This window comes from Aurantimonas coralicida DSM 14790 (assembly GCF_000421645.1).
Taxonomy (GTDB): domain Bacteria; phylum Pseudomonadota; class Alphaproteobacteria; order Rhizobiales; family Rhizobiaceae; genus Aurantimonas; species Aurantimonas coralicida.
On sequence record NZ_ATXK01000007.1, the window covers coordinates 18,258 to 37,555 of the forward strand.

At 64.0% G+C, this 19,298-nt stretch carries 20 protein-coding genes and 2 pseudogenes; 9 read left to right on the forward strand and 13 right to left on the reverse strand.

Features of this window, described 5'->3' with window-relative positions; all coding sequences use genetic code 11:
- Positions 1-36 precede the first annotated feature (36 nt).
- Positions 37-834 carry a glycoside hydrolase family 16 protein gene (locus H536_RS0114835; RefSeq protein WP_024351224.1) on the forward strand — a complete coding sequence of 266 codons (798 nt, stop codon included), beginning with the start codon at positions 37-39 and terminating at the stop codon, positions 832-834.
- 60 nt (positions 835-894) lie between these two features.
- Here H536_RS0114835 and galE read toward each other — a convergent pair whose 3' ends face one another.
- A complete protein-coding gene (gene galE, locus H536_RS0114840; RefSeq protein ID WP_024351225.1) occupies positions 895-1,890 on the reverse strand; it encodes a UDP-glucose 4-epimerase GalE in 996 nt (331 codons plus the stop codon).
- 155 nt (positions 1,891-2,045) lie between these two features.
- On the opposite strand from galE, the pseudogene H536_RS24455 reads away from it, so the two are divergent.
- A pseudogene (locus H536_RS24455) lies at positions 2,046-2,626 on the forward strand (transposase); the annotation flags it as partial.
- A gap of 168 nt (positions 2,627-2,794) precedes the next feature.
- On the opposite strand, the gene H536_RS0114850 reads toward H536_RS24455, so the two are convergent.
- A complete protein-coding gene (locus H536_RS0114850; RefSeq protein WP_024351226.1) occupies positions 2,795-3,244 on the reverse strand; it encodes a hypothetical protein in 450 nt (149 codons plus the stop codon).
- Between the two features lie 291 nt (positions 3,245-3,535).
- Between H536_RS0114850 and H536_RS0114855 the strand changes: the two genes are divergently transcribed.
- The 5 genes from H536_RS0114855 to H536_RS25360 all read left to right on the forward strand — a co-directional run bounded on the left by H536_RS0114855 (position 3,536) and on the right by H536_RS25360 (position 6,533).
- Entirely contained in the window at positions 3,536-3,769 is a 234-nt protein-coding gene (locus tag H536_RS0114855) for a hypothetical protein (protein WP_155898506.1), read from the forward strand.
- 1 nt (position 3,770) lies between these two features.
- Positions 3,771-4,577 carry a TlpA family protein disulfide reductase gene (locus H536_RS0114860; protein ID WP_024351228.1) on the forward strand — a complete coding sequence of 269 codons (807 nt, stop codon included), beginning with the start codon at positions 3,771-3,773 and terminating at the stop codon, positions 4,575-4,577.
- Between the two features lie 94 nt (positions 4,578-4,671).
- Complete coding sequence (locus H536_RS0114865) at positions 4,672-5,259, forward strand: L,D-transpeptidase (RefSeq protein ID WP_373279300.1); 588 nt, start codon at positions 4,672-4,674, stop codon at positions 5,257-5,259.
- A 249-nt stretch (positions 5,260-5,508) separates the two neighbouring features.
- Positions 5,509-6,279 carry a MauE/DoxX family redox-associated membrane protein gene (locus H536_RS0114870; RefSeq protein ID WP_024351230.1) on the forward strand — a complete coding sequence of 257 codons (771 nt, stop codon included), beginning with the start codon at positions 5,509-5,511 and terminating at the stop codon, positions 6,277-6,279.
- 131 nt (positions 6,280-6,410) lie between these two features.
- The gene (locus tag H536_RS25360; RefSeq protein WP_280137485.1) at positions 6,411-6,533 is read left to right on the forward strand and encodes a hypothetical protein; all 123 of its coding nucleotides are present in this window, start codon (positions 6,411-6,413) and stop codon (positions 6,531-6,533) included.
- Between the two features lie 11 nt (positions 6,534-6,544).
- Here the strand turns inward: H536_RS25360 and H536_RS0114880 are convergent, their stop codons facing one another.
- The 11 genes and pseudogenes from H536_RS0114880 to H536_RS22695 all read right to left on the reverse strand — a co-directional run bounded on the left by H536_RS0114880 (position 6,545) and on the right by H536_RS22695 (position 16,446).
- Entirely contained in the window at positions 6,545-6,958 is a 414-nt protein-coding gene (locus H536_RS0114880) for a c-type cytochrome (protein ID WP_024351231.1), read from the reverse strand.
- Between the two features lie 10 nt (positions 6,959-6,968).
- Entirely contained in the window at positions 6,969-8,369 is a 1,401-nt protein-coding gene (locus H536_RS0114885) for a multicopper oxidase domain-containing protein (protein ID WP_029703338.1), read from the reverse strand.
- Between the two features lie 61 nt (positions 8,370-8,430).
- The gene (locus tag H536_RS22690) at positions 8,431-8,823 is read right to left on the reverse strand and encodes a DUF305 domain-containing protein (protein ID WP_051141607.1); all 393 of its coding nucleotides are present in this window, start codon (positions 8,821-8,823) and stop codon (positions 8,431-8,433) included.
- A gap of 80 nt (positions 8,824-8,903) precedes the next feature.
- Complete coding sequence (locus H536_RS0114895) at positions 8,904-9,188, reverse strand: copper-binding protein (RefSeq protein WP_024351233.1); 285 nt, start codon at positions 9,186-9,188, stop codon at positions 8,904-8,906.
- Positions 9,189-9,219: 31 nt separating this feature from the next.
- Positions 9,220-9,708: a cupredoxin domain-containing protein gene (locus H536_RS0114900; protein WP_024351234.1), complete on the reverse strand. Its 489-nt coding sequence runs from the start codon at positions 9,706-9,708 to the stop codon at positions 9,220-9,222.
- 44 nt (positions 9,709-9,752) lie between these two features.
- The gene (locus H536_RS0114905) at positions 9,753-11,144 is read right to left on the reverse strand and encodes a multicopper oxidase family protein (RefSeq protein WP_024351235.1); all 1,392 of its coding nucleotides are present in this window, start codon (positions 11,142-11,144) and stop codon (positions 9,753-9,755) included.
- Between the two features lie 17 nt (positions 11,145-11,161).
- Positions 11,162-12,616, reverse strand: coding sequence for a TolC family protein (locus H536_RS0114910; protein WP_024351236.1), 1,455 nt, complete (start codon positions 12,614-12,616; stop codon positions 11,162-11,164).
- 403 nt (positions 12,617-13,019) lie between these two features.
- Positions 13,020-13,340, reverse strand: coding sequence for a hypothetical protein (locus H536_RS24460; RefSeq protein ID WP_155898507.1), 321 nt, complete (start codon positions 13,338-13,340; stop codon positions 13,020-13,022).
- A 197-nt stretch (positions 13,341-13,537) separates the two neighbouring features.
- On the reverse strand, positions 13,538-14,920 hold the full coding sequence (locus H536_RS0114925) for an MFS transporter (RefSeq protein WP_024351238.1): 1,383 nt from the start codon (positions 14,918-14,920) through the stop codon (positions 13,538-13,540).
- A 99-nt stretch (positions 14,921-15,019) separates the two neighbouring features.
- Entirely contained in the window at positions 15,020-15,757 is a 738-nt protein-coding gene (locus H536_RS0114930) for a hypothetical protein (protein WP_024351239.1), read from the reverse strand.
- 27 nt (positions 15,758-15,784) lie between these two features.
- Positions 15,785-16,446: pseudogene (locus H536_RS22695) on the reverse strand (HupE/UreJ family protein).
- Positions 16,447-17,276: 830 nt separating this feature from the next.
- Between H536_RS22695 and H536_RS0114945 the strand changes: the two are divergent.
- Positions 17,277-17,879, forward strand: a complete 603-nt coding sequence (locus H536_RS0114945) for an ANTAR domain-containing response regulator (protein ID WP_024351241.1) — start codon at positions 17,277-17,279, stop codon at positions 17,877-17,879.
- Positions 17,860-19,032, forward strand: coding sequence for a CmpA/NrtA family ABC transporter substrate-binding protein (locus tag H536_RS0114950; protein ID WP_169513633.1), 1,173 nt, complete (start codon positions 17,860-17,862; stop codon positions 19,030-19,032). The genes H536_RS0114945 and H536_RS0114950 overlap by 20 nt, the downstream gene beginning before the upstream one ends.
- Positions 19,033-19,298: the final 266 nt, after the last annotated feature.

Below are 19,298 nucleotides of genomic sequence, written 5' to 3' on the forward strand. Positions count from 1 at the left end.
TTTGAAGCGACAACTATCTTCAAGAGGAGTGTCTCAATGCGCATCTTGGCGGCGAAGTTGCTCACTCTCATGACGATCGCTACACCGTCCGTTGCACAGGAAATTTTCCCGAAGGTGCTGAACATCTCGCAATTCGAGCGTACCTTCACCGAAGACTTCGATACGCTTGACGTCAGCCCCTGGGGCGAGAACGGATCGCGCTGGATCGCTCACACGCCGTGGAACGGCGACTTCGGCGACGCCCGTTTCAGCGATCCGCATCCGGGTTTCCCCTTCACTACTCAAAACGGGATCCTAACGATCGAGGCGCGGAAGGACGAGAATGGCGAGTGGCGCTCGGGCCTTCTAGCCTCCACCAATTCGGGCGGAGAAGGGTTCTCGCAGAAGTTTGGCTATTTCGAAGTGCGCATGAAGCTGCCGCCCGGAAAGGGCGTCTGGCCGGCCTTCTGGCTAATTGGCGTCGATCGATCAAATTATACCGCCGAGATCGATGTCATCGAGTATTACGGAAGAGTGCCTTCCGAATTCAGCAGCGGCTACCGCATCTGGACCGCGGACCAGGACGACGAGGATCCGAGCGACGGTCGTTGGACGAATGTGGAGGACGGATCGCTTAGCGCCGATTTCCACTCCTACGGCGTCGAGATTGGAAGCGAGGAAACCATCTTCTATCTCGACCGCGAGGCGATTTGGTCGTTCGAGACGCCGGAAGAGTTCCACATGCCGTTTTTCCCGTTGGTCAATCTTGCACTTGGCTCCGGCTGGCCGATCGACGAGACACCGAACCCGTCCCATCTTCTCATTGACTACATCCACGTCTATCAGCGCAAGTGATCCCCAATCCAGGTGAATGACGCCGTTTTCCCCGAGCGCGCCTTCGCCGCACACAATTTGTCAGCCGGCTTTTGCCGGCAGCATGCTGCTCCCAGCATGCCATCTCCACGCGCTCTCAATGATAGAGGCGAGATCGTGGCGCGGGCGCCAGCCGAGGGTCTCTGATGCGCGCCTGTTGTCCGCCACAAGCACCGGCGGATCGCCCGGCCGCCGGTCCGTGCGCTCGATGTTGAGCGGACGGCCCGCGACCCGTTCCACCTCCTCAATCAGCTCGGCGACGGACGTGCCCGTCCCCGTGCCGAGATTGAGCGCCGTACTGGATCCGCCGCCTAGGAGGTAGTCCACGGCGCGCACATGGGCGTCGGCAAGGTCCATCACATGGACGTAATCGCGTACGCAGGTTCCATCGCGCGTGGCGTAATCAGTGCCGAATATCCTAAACTGTTCACGCCGACCGAGGGCCGTCTCGATCACGAGCGGGACGGCATGGGTTTCGGGCATATGCCATTCTCCGATCCGCGTTTCTGGGTCGGCCCCCGCCGCATTGAAGTAGCGAAGCATGACGGATCGCATCCGATCGAGCCCAGCAAGGTCGCGCAGGATGTGTTCCACGAGCAACTTGCTCCAGCCATAGGGGCTGATCGGCGCCTGAGGATGATCTTCCGTAAGCGGCGAGAATTCTGGAGTTCCGTAAGTCGCGCAGGTCGAGGAGAAGACGACCTTATCGAGACCTGCCTCCTCTGCCGCTAAGAGCAATGACACTGTTCCGGCTAGATTGTTGTCATAGAAAGCGAGCGGAGCGTGGACTGATTGCCCGACCTCGATTAGAGCGGCGAAATGGACAATAGCCTCCGGCTCGTATCGGTTGAAAACGCTCCGAAGCCTCGCCCGATCGCGAATGTCGCCTAGCTCCAGCGGTCCCCACCGGGCGAATTCGGCATGACCATTCGTTAGGTTGTCGTAGACGACCGGAACGTAGCCGCGCTGGGCGAGAAGTAGGCAGGTGTGCGCGCCAATGTAGCCCGCTCCACCGACTACAAGCACCTTCTTTTCCATTCGCTAAAAACCCTAAATCTTTGGCGACCTGCCGGACAAGATCAATCGACATCTTTGTTACCTGGAACACTTATAGCGCACAAGCGCCCCTGACCTGCCACTGAGTATTTCCTCCACTTCGAGTTAGAGTCCGGCCTCGACGGAAGGACGGGCAGATGAAGCGGATGCGGTTTACGGAAGAACGGATCATCACGTGCTTTGGGAGCAGGAGGCGGGCGCGAGGGCTGGTGATCTGCCCTGCCGGCACGGGGTCAGCGAGGCGACGCTGTATAACTGGAAGGCGAAGTATGGCGGAATGGACGTGTCCGACGCCAAGCGCCTGAAGGCCCTTGAAGATGAGAACGCGAAGCTGAAGAAGCTAATCGCAGACCAGATGCTGGATGCCTCGGCACTTCGCGAGCTTCTGTAAAAAATTGTAGGGGCCGCCGCCAAGCGCGAAAGCCGTTGCGCATTTGCAGTCCGTAATGGGGCTTTCAGAGCGTGGGGCCTGTTCCTTCGTCGGTGCCGATCGCAAGATGATCCGCTACCAGTCGTGCCGTCCGCCGGAGACCGAACTGCGTGGTCGGCTACGTGACGTTGCCAATGAGCGCCGGCGTTTCGGCTATCAACGCCTGTTCGCCGTGCTGCGCGGGAGGGTGAGTATTCGGGGATCAACCGCATCCATCGGCTCTACCGGCAGGAAGGGCTGAAGGTGTCCAAGCGCCGGCCCCGGCGACGCGCGGTGGGGACGCGTGCGGCGCGAAAATCAGGGTGAGAACACGTATTGCTGCATCCAAGGATGTTCCTAAGGGATCAGGCCGTTGCCTCAGCCATTTGTTTCTGGAGGTTTTCGCCCCCGTGGATGTCAGGTTCGGTTGTTTCCCGATGCCCCCTGTCGCGCGAAGCCTTCATATCGCGCAGCGCGTCAGGGGTCATCGGCGGGTTGCGCATCCGCCTTGGCGCCGAACACCAATAGTCTGGCCATGTCTCCTCTCCGAATTTTCACTCGGCGCTGCACCGTGCGGATCAACCTGTCTGGATAAGCATTCGGATGAGTGGTCTGAAGCCTCCCCAGGAGCTCGCGCCCAGTCTGTGACGGGTCTCCGTGGAACCACTCTTTGAGATCTTCGGCGACTTTGGCCAGCGGATCGGGGGCGGCGGCGCCCGCGGGTACGGACAGTTTTTTCCGCAACGTGGGCCTGATCTCACCCTCCATCCAGGCATGGCGCAGACCGCTCAGGAAAGCTTCGACGTCCTCCTTGGCGCCATCGCCACCGGCGAATGGCGTCACATCGGCCACCGCCGTCAGCCGCGCCTGTGCCTGTGCCTGTGCCTGGCGGATCTCGTGGAGCAGGATGACCGGGTCGAGCTGCACAAACTGCGCCGCAAGCGCGTCCTATAAGGCCGGCGCGACGGTGGGATGAGCCTGTACGCGCTGGAACGGCGTCACGGCGGTGCGCCTCCGATGCGTTCGTTGGCGTATACATAGATCCACTCCGAATTTGCGTACTGACTTAGTCGAACGTGCCCCAGCGGAATCATATTTTAGGCAGCATATACTCCCGGTTTTAGTGAAATAATGGTACTTAGTCGCATGACAAATTGGACCTTATGCGCAGATCCGTTGGACTAAAGTCCGGCCATCATTCGTAAGACGCGCAATTAGGTGTTCGAGGATGAGGGGGTGCAGGCGCGGCTCGCCGGATATCGGCTGCTGAAGGTGGACGTCACGGACGAGCGCCCCGGGTCAGCCGGACCGATGTCGGAACTGGCGGTTGTCGGGCCGCCGACCATGTTGTTCGTTGACCATGAAGGCTTCGAGATACCGGGATCGCGGATCGTAGCCGAGATCCCCGCCGAGGCCTTCATCGAGCGCATTCGTCTTGCGGAGGGCAACTGAGGTGGCTGCCCTGACACTGGGTCCCCTGGTCTTCGCCGGAGACCGCCTTGCGGCCATCATGGCAATTGTCGTGTTTCGGGGCGTCGCGGCCATTCTGATAGGACGTGTCGACGAGCGGCTGGGCAACTGGTCGCTGACGGTCGTGCCAATTGGTATCATCGCTGCCCGGCTGGGGCATGTCGCCCTTCACTGGGAGACCTTTGCACCGAAGCCGTTCCGCGTTTTCAGCATCTGGGAAGGAGGCTTCGCAGCGTTGGCCGGGCTTGCGGCCGCCCTTCTCTACACCCTCTACGTGTTTCAGGACGTTCGTCTCCGGATCTGGTCGATGGGCGCGCTCGCCGGCTCTTTCGTTGCCTGGAACATTGCCTGGCAACTGGTCGCGAGCACGGAGGCAATCGCGGCTCCCAGCGAAAGCTTTGCCATGCTGGACGGTCCGGCCCGCTCACTGGCCGATTTCGGTGAGAAGCCGATTGTCCTCAACCTCTGTGCCTCCTGGTGCCCACCATGCCGCCGCGAAATGCCAATGATGGTGAGGATGACCGCAATTCGAGCTGATGCGGTGTTCGTCTTCGCCAACCAGGGCGAAAGCGCGCAAACCGTGTCTCGGTTCCTGGCGAGAGCCGACCTCGAAATCGACCATGTCGTGCTTGATCAAGGGTATGCGCTCGCACAGCATTACGGCGTCTCCGGCTACCCCGCCACATTGTTTCTCGATGCGACCGGAACGCTCCGTTCGCTACATTTCGGAGAGATCTGGCGCGAAGCAATCGCGGCGGATATCGATAACGCCAAGGCGGAATGGGACTGACATGACTTTTAGGAACGCTCACCGCACAGGCCTGCTGGCCGCGGCTCTCCTTACGATGACGGGTTGCTCGTCTGTCGGCGAACTGCCCCGGACCGTGCTCGGCTACGCTGCGCCGAGCCTGATCGGCGATCCGCGATATGCCGCCTTCGAGGACAGTGGCCGCACCATCCCCGCCATTCCCGCTGCCCATCTTACCGATGAAAACCGGCGCCAGATCGTTGATTTCGCCGGCTCTGAAGCTCCGGGCACCATCGTCGTCGATCCGGCCGCGCATTTCCTCTATCTCGTCGAGGAAAACGGCAAGGCCATGCGCTACCGTGTCGGCGTCGGCAAGGCAGGCTTCGCGTTTACTCGCAACGCGACAATCGCCCGCAAGGCTGAGTGGCCGGGCTGGACGCCGACCCCCAACATGCTGAAGCGTGAGCCCGAACGGTTCGGCCCCTACGCGAGCGGCCTTGAGGGCGGGCTCGGCAACCCTCTGGGAGCCCGCGCTCTCTATCTCTATCGCGGTGGCCGGGACACCTACTACCGGATTCACGGCACCAACGAGCCCTCAACGATCGGCCGATCAGTGTCGTCAGGCTGCATTCGTATGTTCAACCAGGACGTCATCGATCTGGAAGATCGTGTTCCCGTTGGAGCGAACGTCGTTGTACGAAGTGCGCTCGGCACCGCTGCGTAGGGCATTCCGAAAAACGGATGCCAGTAGACGCTGACTGGCGATCTGACGTCGAGTTCGTCTCAACGCTGATCCAGTGCTTGATCGCTGTGTATCGCCGCGTCTCCGGATGCGAGCACTCTTGAATTACGACACGCCTCATGTGCGGATTTTCGATCCCGCCTTGACCTTCCAGTAGCTAGAATCTCCATCTGATACCGACGATCGGCGAACGAACGAGTGCTCGCTGATCATCGTTGCAGGAGAAGTGGCATGAGTACGATATTGCCTTCACCAACACGGAAGACGGCCGTCCTCTACCGGATGGTCATGGACGAGCATGTCTGCCCCTACGGGCTGAAGTCGAAGGATCTTCTCGAGCGCGAAGGGTACGCGGTCGAAGACAACTGGCTGACCACCCGCGAGGAGACCGACGCCTTCAAGGCAAAGCATGGCGTCGAGACGACGCCTCAGGCCTTCATCGGCGGCGATCGCGTCGGCGGCTATACGGATCTGCGCGAACATTTCGGCAAGTCGGTCCAGTCTGAGGACGAGACCACCTACCAGCCGGTGATCGCCATCTTCTCGGTCGCATTCCTGATGGCGCTGGCGGTCTCCTTCGCCGCCTATGAAACGATCTTCACCGTGCGGGCGATCGAGTGGTTCTTCGCCATCTCCATGTGCCTGCTCGGCATCCAGAAGCTGCAGGACGTCGAAAGCTTCTCGACCATGTTCCTGAACTACGACCTCCTGGCGAAGCGATGGGTGCGCTACGGCAAGATCTACCCGTTCGGCGAGACGCTGGCCGGCGTGCTGATGATTGCCGGCACCCTCACCTGGCTGTCGGCGCCGATCGCGCTGGTCATCGGGACGATCGGCGCCGTGTCGGTCTTCTATGCGGTCTATGTGCAGAAACGCGAACTCAAATGCGCCTGCGTCGGCGGCGGCTCGAATGTGCCCCTGGGCTTCGTGTCGCTGACCGAGAATCTCGTCATGATCGGCATGGGCCTGTGGATGCCCCTGCGCATGATCTGGGGAGGCTGAAGCCTCCTCGTTCCAACCATGTGCCAACACTGCGGACAAGGATCGGGGGCGCTCCTCGTCTTCGACAAGACTCCGGCGTTGGCTCGCAAGACTACCCGACGGAAAAGCCACCTTTAGCAAGGAGAACAACGATGATGGGCGAACACTCTGGCGATATGGGATGGATGCCCCTTGGCATGGGACTCTGGGGCATTCTGGTCCTTGTGGTCTTTGTGCTGGTGATCGCGGCGCTGGTGAAATACCTGCGACGGTGATCGTGGCGGGTTCAGAAGATGCCGTTGGCCTTCTGGACCGCGCGAACATAGGCAACGATATCGGCGACCTGGCGCTCGCTCACGCCCACGACCGGCGGCATGCTTCCGAAGCCCCAGTGGTGAGCACGGACCCCCTGTGTCACGGCGATCAGGAATGCCTGGTCGCCATGGTGGTTCGGCTCATAGACCCGATGGATCAGCGGCGGCCCCTGATCGGTGCCGCCGGCGTTCTCCCCGTGACAGGCAGCACAGTTCGCGGCGAAGAGTTCCTGTCCACGCTCCGCCCGGACGGAGAGCTGCGGGACTGTCACGGCCACGATATGCGCGTTGGATGCCGGTCCCCCGGACAGGGTCCGCCAGACAATGAACGCGCCGATTGCGAGCGCGCCGGCGACGGCCGCGATGGTCGCTTTCGATGCCCTCATCGGCGTCTCCTCATGTCACGTCGAACCAGGTCATCATGCCGCCGGCGGCATGCTCCAGCATGTGGCAATGAAGCAGCCATTTCCCCGGATTGTCGGCGACGAAGGCGATCTCGATCGTCTCGTCGGGCATCATCAGCTCGGTGTCGCGCAGGACCGGGCTCGCAACGGGCTTGCCGTCGCGAGAGACGACACGGAAGTGATGGCCGTGGACATGCATCGCATGGGGCCATCGGGTCTGGTTGCGCAGGGTGAAGACGATCGGACGGCCTCGCGCCACGGTCGCGAGCGGTTGGTCCATGTCGCCGGCCACCCCGTTGAAGGACCAGACCCGGCTCCTCGAGACGAGTTCGCGCATGTCCATCCAGCGGCCCTGATGCGTGGCGCCCTGCATGCTGCCCATGGCGCCGCCCTCCGTCACCAGTTCGGTCCTGAAGGCGTTCGACAATGCGGGCAGAGCGGCCGGGCCGGACTGCGGCAGCCCGACAGGATCGGCATATCGCGATCGCACGGGTTCCCCTTGAAGCGCGAACGTGGCCATCTCAAAGGGCCCATCCCGCGTCTGGAGCGACAGCGCGATTGTGTCTCCGTCCGCTCCGGCAAAGTCGACGAGGAGGTCTGCCCTTTGTGCGGGCGCAAGCTGGATGGTTCCGCTTAGCGCTTCGATGGTCGTCGGCATGCCGTCCAGCGCCAGGAGGTGCACCGGCAGACCCGCAAAGGCTATCTCCATGATCCGCGCATTGGCCGCATTGATCAGGCGCACCCGGATCCGCTCGTTCGGCCGGACGGCGATCTTTGAGCCCAGGCGTCCATTGACCGTCGGCGTGTTGCCGATGCGGCCGCCATGTGCCCATTCCATCATCTGGCCGAAGCCGTCTGCGATGGCGCCGTCCCGGGCAAGACGCCAGTCGTCGAGGACCAGAACGAGGTCGCGGTCGGCGCCCCGCCACAGCTCAGGCTCGTCGACGATCAGCGCCCCGTGAAGCCCGCGGGCATTCTGCTCCCAGGATCGATTGTGGGAATGGTACCAGTAGGTCCCTGGATCCGGCGGGACGAACTCGTAGGAAAATTGCTCGCCCGGCGCGATCGCCGCCTGCGTCAGGCCGGGAACGCCATCCATCCCGTTGTCGATCCGGATGCCGTGCCAGTGCACGCTGGTCGGCTGATCAAGGCAGTTCTCGACATCGACGGCCAGACGTTCGCCTGCACGCACCCGCAGCACGGGCCCTGGCGCGGTACCGTTGAATGCCCAGACTGGCGTGGGGCCTGCGAATGTCTCGGGCACGATCTGCGCCTGGCCTACGGCAGCGACGAGACGGTGCCGCGTGGCGGCGGAGGCCCTCGGTATTGCCGTCGTTGCAAGCATCGCGCTCGATCCGAGCAGGAAGCTCCGGCGACTGATCGGACATGTCATTGCGGACTTACTCCCTTTCGAGATCGGCGATCAGAGCCTTCATCTCGCCGATCTCCCGGCGCTACGCCTCGATGATCGCGTCCGCGAGCTTGCGGACGCGCGGATCGGAGATGTTGGCACGCTCGCTGGTCAGGATAGCGATCGAATGATGCGGGATCATCGCTTTCATCCAGGCGACGTCCGCGATCGTGTCCTGGCTGCGCACGTGATAGAGCGCGCCGGCGAAGGCGATGATTGCCGCGGCAAAGATCGCGATATTGGTCGTCCGGTTTCGGTACATGCCGAGCATGAAGGCCAGCATGATGACGGCCATCGTCGCCCCCATGACGATCGCCATCCACGCCCGGGTTTCGCTGAAGAGGACATGATCGAGGCTGTAGGTGTTCAGATACATCAGTCCGAACATCACGATGGTGGAGGTCGCGATGATCGCGCCGAAGGTCGAGTATTTCATGGGGCCGGCCTGTGGTGATGGTGGTGGTGTTTGGGACCTGCTCCCGCCGAGCGGTTGGTGCCGCCCGACGGGAAAGGCGCCTATTTCATCTCGACGACGGTCAACTTGCCCCGGATCCGTTCCGCCACGAACTCGATCGCCTGGCCTTCCTTTGCCGTTTCCAGCATCGCCGGATCGGCGACGACGAACACCATCGTCATGGCCGGCATGTCGAGATTGGCCAGTTCCTCATGCCTGATCGTCAGCTTCCCGGCCTTGGTATCGACCTTCTGGACGGTGCCTCTGGTGTAATCGGCGGCAAGAGCCGGCAGAGCCAGGGGAAGCGCAACGAGCGCGAGGGCGAGGGTTTTCACGAATTTGGACATGGTTTTCTCCTGAGAAGCGTTCAGTCGGGGGCTATTCGGCGGCGACGGTCAGCGGACCGTGCATGCCGGATTCGTAGTGGCCGGGGATGAGGCAGGCGAACTCGAAGCTGCCGTCATTGGTGAAGGTCCAGGCGATCTGGCCGCTCTCGCCGGGCTCCAGACGCACGGCGTTCGGATCGGCGTGCTCCATCTCCGGAAACTTCTCCATCAGCACCTTGTGCTCCTGGATCATCTCGTGCCCGTCCATGACGAATTCGTGCTCGATCTCGCCATCGTTGCGGATCTCCAGAAGCACGGTCTCGCCCCGCTTGACCGCGATGGACGACGGCTCGAACAGCATCGCGCCATCGTCGGTCTCCAGCATCCGCACGGCGATGGTTCGCCCCGCCTGCGCGGGCTCCGCCGGCTTGCCAAGCATCATCTCGTCGTGGTGCCCGCCCGAATGGCTCCCGGCCGCCAGGGCGGTGACGGGGGCAAGCGGCAAGGTGGCGGCGAAGAGCAGCATCGTAAGTTTGCGCATGAATGGTCCTCTTTGATTGTGGTTGGTGTCCCTTGCGTCCGGCCTCAATGGCCGGAATGATCGCCGCCGGCCGGCATGACCCGTCTGGCGGATGGCGTGTGGGGCAGTGCGGCACCGTCGGCGCTGCCAGCCGGCGCGACAGGGGCTTCAGGGAGCGATCCGGTCCATTCGTAGGCCACCGTTCCGGCAGGAAACTCGTAATCGCCCGGATCGGCGTAATCGTCGGCCGCAAGCCCGTCCCGGACCTTCATCACGGTGAACATGCCGCCCATTTCGAGGGCGCCGAACTGCCCCCAGCCGGCCATCATCGGGATCGTGTTATCCGGCAGCGGCATCGCCATCTCGGCCATTTCGGCCATCCCGGTTTCGCCCATCGGCATGTAGTCCGGTTGGATCTGGCGGATCTTCGCCGCAACCCTGGCCTTGTTGGCATTCATCGGCGTCGGGATGTCGTGTCCCATCGCGTTCATCGTGTGGTGCGACTTGTGGCAATGCAGGGCCCAGTCGCCCGGATAGACCGCGTCGAACTCGTAGGCGCGCATCGCCCCCACGGGAATGTCGATCGAGACCTCCGGCCAGCGTGCCTCGGGCCTCACCCATCCTCCGTCGGTGCAGGTCACCTCGAAGTCGTAACCGTGCATGTGGATGGGGTGATTGGTCATCGTCAGGTTTCCGACCCGCACCCGGACCCGGTCGCCGGTCGCCGCGACGAGAGGTGCAACATCCGGGAAAACCCGGGCGTTGATCGCCCACAGATTGAAGTCGGTCATCTCCATGACCTTCGGCAGATACGCACCGGGATCGATGTCGTAGGCCGACAGCATGAAAACGAAGTCGCGATCGACCGGCATGAAGGCCGGATCCTTCGGATGGATGATGAACATGCCCATCATCCCCATGGCCATCTGGACCATCTCGTCGCCATGCGGATGGTACATGAAGGTCCCGCTCTTCACGGCGTCGAACTCGTAGACGAACGTCTTGCCCGGCGGAATTCCCGGCTGGGTCAGGCCGGTCACGCCATCCATGCCACAGGGCAGGATGACGCCGTGCCAGTGAACGGTCGTGTGCTCCCTCAACCGGTTCGATACGAAGATCCGCACCCGGTCGCCTTCGACGCATTCGATGGTCGGTCCCGGCGCCTGGCCGTTGTAGCCCCACAGATAGGCGGTCATGCCCTCGCCCATCTCCCGCTCCACCGGTTCGGCAACGAGGTGGAACTCCTTGACGCCGTTGTTCATGCGAAAGGGCAGCGACCAGCCGTTCAGCGTCACCACGGGATTATAGTCCGGCCCGGCCGTCGGCATCACCGGCGGCTGCGTGGCCGCCGTTTCCATGATCGGCGCTTCCGGAAGCCCCATGGCCGACGTCTTCGACCAGGCAGCGACACCTGCAAGAGCCGCTCCGGCCCCGATGAATTGTCGTCTCGAAACCATCGTTCGGATCCTTTCGATCAATCGTCGCCGGAGGCCGACGCCATCTCGGCGCCACCAGCGGCTTCGGGCGCATCTTCGCCGCCGCCGTAGACGGCCGCGGTGAGAGCGGCGTCGGCGAGGTGGAATTCGCGCTTTGCGTTGAGGGAGAGCAGGATCGCGTCGAGCTTCGCCCGCGTATCGGCGAGGAGATCGAAGGTGCTCGTGATCATCCCGTTGTAGGTGAGAAGAGCTTCTTTCTCGATCGTCGTCCGCAATGGCACGACGCGAGAGCGGTAGTGCCGGGCGATCTCGCTGCGACCGCGATAGGCCTTGTAGGCAGCACGTGCCTGCGACCGGATGTCGACGGCTTTGGCTGCCAGCTGGTTGGCTGCTTTCAGGTACTGGAATTCCGCCTTTCGAAGCCGGGCCTGCCCGCTGTCGAAGATCGGGATTTCGAGCCCCACCTCCACGGATGCGGACACGACTTTGCTTGCCGCTTCGGACCCGTCCTCGCGTTCCTCGACCTCGCGTTCGACTTCGACGCCGGCGGCCAGTTCGAGGTCGGACACATATCGCGTGGCCCTGGTCAGGCCGTAGGACCGCGCCAGCGCCTCGAGTTCGAGACGCGCGACCTGAAGGTCGACCCGGTTGCGAAGGGCTTCGGCCTCGATGGCCTTGAAGCCCTTCAGCGTGCCGGGCAGTGCGGGCAATGCGTTCGGAACCTCGAAATCGAGATTCTTCCCCCATACGCCCATCACCCGGTAGAGCTTCTCCTTCGCCAGTTGCGCGGCCAGTCGCGCTTCGGCCGTCCGCCCGGTCAGTTCGGCATAGAAGGCCTGTTCGCGGGCCTGCTCGACCTTCGGCATCGCTCCGGTCCGGCCCAGTTCGCTGGCCAGTTCCGCAGCAGCGTCCGCGGCGAGTTTCGCACGGTTCAGATAGGCGACCGTCTCCCAGGCCGCGACAGCCTCGATCCATGCCTCACGCGTTCTGGCCGCAAGCGCCAGCGTTGCGTCGACGGCCCGCAATTGCGCCTGGAGGACCCGGACCTCCGCGACGTCGAGGCGCCGTTCCCGGGTCATCATCCGGATGATGTTGGCGGCGATCAGCCCCTCGATCGTCCGTCCGACGCCAATCCCGCTGTAGGAGAGCGAAAGCCTCGGATTGACGGCGAGCCCCTCCTGCCAGAGCTCGGCAACCGACAATCCGACCTCTGCATAGTCCGCCTGCAACGTCTTGTTGCCGAGAAGCGCGACCTGCACGGCCGCGTCGGCGCCGATATATTTCGCCGCGAGCAGGTTCCGGACCCGCTCGTTGGCCGCCGCAGCCTGCGCCTGATCCTGGACCCAGACCGTCTGCTTTCCCAGGCGCCGTCCGGCGTCTGCCGACACGACATCGAAGCCGAGATCCGGCTCGAAAGTCTCCGAAGCCGCAACGCAGCCTGACATGATCAGTGGCAGGAGTACGACGCTGCACACCCTGAACAGCGGCCTCATCGTGCCAGCTCCCGGCCGGCTACGGGGGAAACGTCCACGCCCGTACCGCGCCAACCATCCGGCTCGCGGACAGTGCGATGGGTATAGGCGCCGACGACGGAAGCACGGCCGGGTGTTCCGCCAGGGATGCTCGGGTCATCAGGCGACGGGAATAGGGTTGTTTCGGGCAGACCCCGAGCAGCGTCCGCGCAGCCCGCCAGAAGCAGGCCGGGCAGGATGCCGGCAATGATGGAGAATCTCATTGTTGAACCTGAACGCCATACCGTTCGCCGCGAGATGCGCCTCGCGGAACCGGTCATGGAGGAAGAGGATCAGGCTTCGCCGTAGGCGAATTCCTGACGTCCACGCTTGCGACCAAGGGCTGGCCGGAAGACGCAATAAGGCTGAGAAAAGCCCTGGACGATCAGATTCGAGGAGGACGCTCGGTGGTGGGGCCGGACTGTCCGGTCAGATCCGTCGTGAGGATCGGATAGGACAGATTGCGGCTGACCGGCATGGCGTCGGTCGGCCCGATAGCCTGCGGGACGGCTGTCAGGCAGTGCGTCGCACAGTCACTTGCGCCGGCGGCCTTGTGATCATGGGCTTTCGCGGGCGCATGGTGGCCATCGTGCGCATGCCCGGGTTCGCCGGCCATATCCGCCTCAGCGACCATCGCCATGGCGAGGGGCTGCGACGACATGATGGGGGTTTCCGCCCCGACCGATCCGACGGATGCGAACAGCATGCTCAGCATGACCGCGAGAGCAGTCAGCAGCCAAGCAGGCGTGCGAGCATGGGATCGGTGGAACATCATCGCGCTGTGGATATCATGAACTCGAAGAGGCGTCCATTCTCAGACCCCTGCCCTCGTGGGACGCGCCTGACCCGCAGCTGCGACTTCCGTACTCCTGAAACCACCCCGTGATCGGGGCAAGCCGCGGATCAGCCACCGGCGGTGCCGGTCGGCCAGGTCGCGTGGTGGTCGTCGATCACCAGAGCGTGCCGATGGCGGATCGGCTGGTGGCGATGCGGATGGCGGTGTGGCTCCGGACCCTCCCAGCCTTCGTGTTGGTGCTGATGATGATCGTCGTGGACATGCAGTGCATCGTGCGCCAGCGCCTGGTGGACATGCTCGACCTCCACCGGATCGTTCGCCGGCCACAAGACCCGCGCGACTGCGGCGCCCGCAGCCGCTCCAGCAGCCATGACCAGGAAGGTCGGGCCAAGGCCGAGCGCCGCGCCGAGCCAGCCGGCGGCTGGATAGGTGACGAGCCAACAGGCGTGCGAGAGAGCGAATTGCGCGGCGAAGACGACGGGCCGGCTGTCGGCATCGGAGGAGCGGCGCAGGAGCAGCCCCCCGGGGGTGCCGATCGCCGACGCGGCCGCACCGAGCAGGGCCCACAGGATGAGGCTGCCCATCCATCCGGGGCCCGTGCTGGCTATGACGAGGAGACCCGCCATGGCGCTCGCGCCCGTCAGCATGACGGTGCGGGCCGGAACCCGGTCGAGAAGCCGCGAGAGCAGGATGGCGACCGCCATCGAGCCCAGCCCGTAGGCCGCGAAGAGGAAGGCCACGTCGTCGTTGGTGCCGCCGAGATCGGCGCGCACGAACACGACGGTGTTGACGATCACCATCGCCCCGCCCGACGACGCCGCGAAGGACAGGGCCAGGAGACCGCGCAGCCGCGGTGTCGCGAGGTAAACGCGGATACCGCGGGTCAGCTTGTCGACGAACCGACCGCCGCTGGCCGCCTTGGCGACCGGAAGCGCGACCGAGACGACCAGCCCCGCCGATGCGAGGAAGCCGAAGACCGTGCCAAGAAACAGCCAGTGGAAGGAGATCACGGTGAGCAGAAGCCCCGCCAGCAGCGGGCTGAAGAGCGACTCGAGGTCATAGGCAAGCCGCGAGAGCGACAGGGCGTTCGTGTACTCCCGCTCGTCCGGCAGGATATCCGGGATCGTGCCCTGGAAGGTCGGCGTGAACAGCGCCGACATCGACTGGAACGCGAAGACGAGGGCATAGACCTGCCAGATCTCGGTGACGAAGGGCAGGACGAGCACGAAGGCCGCCCGGGCAAGGTCGAGGCCGACGAGCAGCGTCCGCCGCGGCAGGTAACCCGTCAGGACCCCGGCGAACTGCGAGACACCGACATAGGCGATCATCTTGATCGCAAGCGCCGTCCCGAGCACCGCGCCGGCGTTGGCGCCGGCAAGGTCGTAGGCGAGCAGCCCCAGCGCCACCGTCGTCAGGCCGGTCCCGATCAGCGACAGAACCTGCGCTGCGAAGAGATGGCGATAGGTGCGATGGCGCAGGACGGTCAGCATGGTTGCGTTACCTCGACCCCGGCGTTGCGGCTGCCCGGCCGGAAGAAGGTGCCGACCGACGGCACGAGACCATCGGTCGGCGGTGATTGGAAGGCCTTGTCAGACCTTCCGCTCGAAGGCGGTGTAGGTGCCGCTCGTGCGCAGCGTCAGGGACACCGGCGCATCGCCGCGGTTGCGCCAGAACCAACCGTGGTTGCCGGTGAAGGCCGCCTGGATCGTCCCCTCGTCGGAAGAGACCGAGCGCCCCTTCTCGTAGGAGATGTTCTGCCCGCCGCCGTCGCCATGGGTGTCGTAGTTGACCGCACCGCCTTCCGAAACGACCCAGGCGAAGGATGCGATCTCGCCCTCCTGCATGGCCAGCTTGATCTCCGCGCCCTCCCCGGGCGCGAGCGTGATGGTCATCTCGTCCTGGCGCATCTCCTGGGCGACGGCGGACGAGACAAAGAGACTGCCGATCGCACCGAACAGGCTGGACTGCCGCTCCGGGGCGGGCGGTGCCGGTGGCGCGGGCGGTGCCAGCGGGGCGACGGGCGGCGGCACCACCCCGACGGCGGCAGGCGGAAGCGGCGTGGCGTCGGCACCGGTTGGCGGGGCAGCGCGGGTGCCCGCGTCCCTCGCGGCATCGGCTTCGGCTTCTGCCGCGAGCTGGGTCTTGATCTCGCCCATCTCCGTGAGGTTCAGCGCCGATCCGACCCCGGTCGGATCGATCCCGTACTCGGCCGGGAGCACGACCGTGACCAGGATCGCAGTGGCGGAGACCGCCGCGATGACGGTCGAGCGCACCAGCTTCCGCGTGGACGGAAGCTCGGCGCGGGTGGGCATGTCGGTATTGTACATGTGTCGTATCCTTGCGTTGAGAGGTCGTCAGGCGACGAGATAGCCGGCGACCTGGTAGCCGAAGAGCACGAAGCCGGCGGCCATCATGACGACGTTGGCGGTGTAGGCGTGGCGGAAGAAGCTCGGTGTCCTGCGCCAGAAGCCCATGACGATGAGGCGCCGAGGGCGAGGAGTTGGCCGATCTCGACGCCGACATTGAAGGCGAGGAGGTTCGGCACCAGGCCGTCCGGCGAGATGTCGTATTTGAGGATCTTGGTCGACAGACCGAAGCCGTGAAAGAAGCCGAAGATCAGGGTCGCGGCCTTGGTGTTCGGCTGGAAGCCGAACCACCGCTGGAACGCCCCCATGTTGTCGAGCGCCTTGTAGACGACCGACAGGCCGATGATCGCGTCGATGATGTAGCTGTTGATCCCGATGTTGAAATAGACGCCGAGCAGCATCGTCGTGGAGTGACCGATCGCGAAGAGGGTCACGTAGATGCCGATGTCCTTCATCCGGTACAGGAAGAAGATCACGCCGAGCAGGAACAGGATGTGGTCGTAGCCCGTCGCCATGTGTTTGGCGCCGAGATACATGAAGGCGATGAGGTTCACCCCGGTGATCTCCTGGATGTAGCCCTGGTCGCCGGCGGCAACGCCGTGGGCGAGAGCTGTCGTGCCCCATGTCGTCGCCAGGAGAAGCGCGAGCATGGGGGGGCGAAGCGTCGACCGGATCGCGTGGCGCGACTCGAGACGACCTTCGACGGAAGGGTCTTGCATGGTTGGTTCCGATTGTCCGTAAGGTGCCATGCCGTCGCGGGGACGGCGTCTGATCAGGCGGTGACGGACGGTCTCGGCGGTCGATCGAGGGTGGGAGCTTCGCCCTCCAAACCTCGGTCCTGACGGACCAGGGCATGCTGCACGGCACCGGGCGGCACCGGCGCGTCGAACCGGGGCAACGTTCCGGGCTTGTCGTGGGAATGGTCGAACGGGTTGTGCTTGTGCTCGTGATCGCCGTGCCCGGATGTGTCGGCGAGCGGCTCGCCATCATGCGAGTGGCCGTGGTCATCAAGGGCGGCGTGCAGCGTGGCGACCGGGTCGTGCGAAGCCGACGGCCCCTGAGGCGCCGCAAACATGGCGAAGGCGACCGCCAGGGCGATCGTCAGATGTCCAAGGAGGGTTCGACTGGGCGTCAGCATACTGTCGGCGATTGGTTCCCTCGGGCGAAGACCGCGATCCTGATCCCCGATCCCGGCGCGAAACTTGTCGGCGAAGAAGATGGCACGGTCATGGTGGCAAATGAACCTCCTTCGTGCTCGACGCCACCGGCTCGCGATTGCGACCAGGCCATCGCGGCGATGGACCGGTCCAGCGGGAATGCGGAGGGCATCCCCAACACGATGGCGGCGGCTTCTTCCATCGCAGCCAGGAGCAGATGTTCAGCCGGGAGGCAGCGCAACGGGCACCCCAGGCTCCCCCGCGATACAGGCCGTCGAAAATATTGCATTGCGGAAAAATCCTGCGTGCGCACACTGCGCAGCATGGACGCCGATCTTTCCATCCTGGTCTTCGACGAAAATGCCGTTCGTGCCGCGATCATCGAGGCGGGACTGCGCGAGGCCGGACATCGGCGGGTGGCCGTCGTCAGGGAAATCCTCGGCCTTGTGAAACGCATCGAGACGGTTCAGCCGGACGTGATCGTCGTGGACCTTGAAAACCCCAACCGGGACCAGCTGGAACACTTCTTCCAAGTCTCCCGCTTGGTGAAGAAGCCGGTGGCGATGTTCGTCGACCGCTCCGACGCCGGCGCGATCGAGGCGGCCGTCGATGCCGGCGTCTCGGCCTATATCGTCGACGGGCTCAGGAAGGAGCGCGTCAAGCCGATCCTCGACATGGCGATCTCGCGCTTCAATGCCTTCTCCCGGCTGTCCAGCGAACTGGCGGAAGCGCGCTCGGAACTGGCCGAGCGCAAGGTGATCGAACGCGCCAAAGGCATTCTGATGAAACTGAAGAAGCTGGACGAGCCTGCAGCTTACGCGCTCCTGCGTCGAACGGCGATGAACGAGAACCGGAAGATCGCCGACGTCGCCCAGGGCCTCGTCAGCGCCTATTCGCTGTTGGGAGATGCCCGTGACGAAGCTTGAGAGCGTGCGCCTCGGCTATCTGCCGCTGCTCGACAGCGCCGTGCTGCTGGTTGCGGCGAAGCTCGGCATTGCCGAGGAACGCGGCCTCGATCTCACCCTCTTCCGGGAAACCTCCTGGGCGACGATCCGCGACCGGATGGGGGTCGGCCAGTTCGACGCCGCACACATGCTGGCGCCGATGCCGATCGCGGCCAATCTGGGCATTGGCCCGCTCGCCGTTCCGATGATCGCGCCGATGGTGCTGGCGCTCGGCGGCAATGCCGTCACTGTCTCCACCGCCCTCGCCCGGGCCATGGCCGATACGGCTGGCGACGATCCGGATGGACCTGCGGCGGCGGGTGCCGCGCTGAAATCAGTCCTCGGCCGGCGGGCGCAGGCGGGGCGCAGCCATGCCCGCCTTGCTGTCGTCCATCGCTATTCGAGCCACAATTACGACCTGCGGTACTGGCTTGCCGCGTCCGGGATCGAACCGGACCGGGACGTGGAGATCACCGTCGTGCCGCCGTCACTGGTGCCCGACGCCCTCGCCGCCGGGGAGATCGACGGATTCTGCGTCGGCGAACCCTGGAGCACGGTGGCCGTGCGGCGCGGTGTCGGGCGGATCGTCACCAGCAAGGCGGAGATCTGGCGGCGCGGCCCGGAAAAGGTGCTCGGCGTCTCCGCCGCGTTTGCAAGGGACCGCCCGGAAACCCTGTCCCGGCTCATCGACGCCCTCGGCCAGGCCGCGCTCTGGTGCGCTGATCCGGCCAATCATCGCGCTCTCGCGGATTTGCTGGCCCTGCCGCAACATCTCGGCGTGCCGTCGGATGATCTCATGGCGGGGATAACGGGTCGCATGGAAGTCGCTCCCGGACGATTCCGGGCCATCGAGGGCTTCATGATCTTCGCCGGTGGGGACGCCAATCGTCCTGACCGGAGCCATGGCCGGTGGCTTTATCGTCAGATGGCACGTTGGGGCGACGTCCGCTTCTGCGAAACCGGGCTGGCCATCGCCGGCCGGACATTCCGCCCGGATCTCTTCGACGAGGCACGAGGAGATCCAAAGCCCACTGCCGCACAAGATGAAGATGCGGACGAGGATGGACCGTCCTCCATCACGGACCGTCCGGCGGGCCTTTTTGATGCAGAAACCGGCGATCCGCATGAGACATGAGCACATCGCCTGATCGGATCCATGGCGATCTGCACAACAAATATACAGACTTTGGAAAAGTTCAAAAAAACCGCAAAAACGCATCCTGCCGCGTTGCAACATCGCCGCTGCGGCAGTAAGAATGGTCGCCAGAGACCGGATGACTGATCCGTCTCCCATTATCTCCCGGCAACGCTTGCCGGCATCATAGGCGCCCAATGGCGGGCGCACCGGCAAGGCTGCCGACTTCGTTTTCATGCGCTTCCGAGGCTTCGGAGCGACAACGG

Bases quoted from the DNA above. Each gene is read 5' to 3' on its own strand.
- H536_RS22690 (WP_051141607.1), bottom strand. From the start codon at position 8,823: ATGAAATACTCGACCTTCGGCGCGATCATCGCGACCTCCACCATCGTG.
- H536_RS0114900 (WP_024351234.1), bottom strand. From the start codon at position 9,708: ATGCGCAAACTTACGATGCTGCTCTTCGCCGCCACCTTGCCGCTTGCC.
- H536_RS0114910 (WP_024351236.1), bottom strand. From the start codon at position 12,616: ATGAGGCCGCTGTTCAGGGTGTGCAGCGTCGTACTCCTGCCACTGATC.
- H536_RS0114835 (WP_024351224.1), top strand. From the start codon at position 37: ATGCGCATCTTGGCGGCGAAGTTGCTCACTCTCATGACGATCGCTACA.
- H536_RS0114880 (WP_024351231.1), bottom strand. From the start codon at position 6,958: ATGAGGGCATCGAAAGCGACCATCGCGGCCGTCGCCGGCGCGCTCGCA.
- H536_RS0114950 (WP_169513633.1), top strand. From the start codon at position 17,860: ATGCCCGTGACGAAGCTTGAGAGCGTGCGCCTCGGCTATCTGCCGCTG.
- H536_RS25360 (WP_280137485.1), top strand. From the start codon at position 6,411: ATGATGGGCGAACACTCTGGCGATATGGGATGGATGCCCCTTGGCATG.
- H536_RS0114885 (WP_029703338.1), bottom strand. From the start codon at position 8,369: ATGACATGTCCGATCAGTCGCCGGAGCTTCCTGCTCGGATCGAGCGCG.
- H536_RS0114905 (WP_024351235.1), bottom strand. From the start codon at position 11,144: ATGGTTTCGAGACGACAATTCATCGGGGCCGGAGCGGCTCTTGCAGGT.
- H536_RS24460 (WP_155898507.1), bottom strand. From the start codon at position 13,340: ATGCTGTTCGCATCCGTCGGATCGGTCGGGGCGGAAACCCCCATCATG.
- H536_RS0114925 (WP_024351238.1), bottom strand. From the start codon at position 14,920: ATGCTGACCGTCCTGCGCCATCGCACCTATCGCCATCTCTTCGCAGCG.
- H536_RS0114870 (WP_024351230.1), top strand. From the start codon at position 5,509: ATGAGTACGATATTGCCTTCACCAACACGGAAGACGGCCGTCCTCTAC.
- H536_RS0114945 (WP_024351241.1), top strand. From the start codon at position 17,277: ATGGACGCCGATCTTTCCATCCTGGTCTTCGACGAAAATGCCGTTCGT.
- H536_RS0114930 (WP_024351239.1), bottom strand. From the start codon at position 15,757: ATGTACAATACCGACATGCCCACCCGCGCCGAGCTTCCGTCCACGCGG.
- H536_RS0114895 (WP_024351233.1), bottom strand. From the start codon at position 9,188: ATGTCCAAATTCGTGAAAACCCTCGCCCTCGCGCTCGTTGCGCTTCCC.
- galE (WP_024351225.1), bottom strand. From the start codon at position 1,890: ATGGAAAAGAAGGTGCTTGTAGTCGGTGGAGCGGGCTACATTGGCGCG.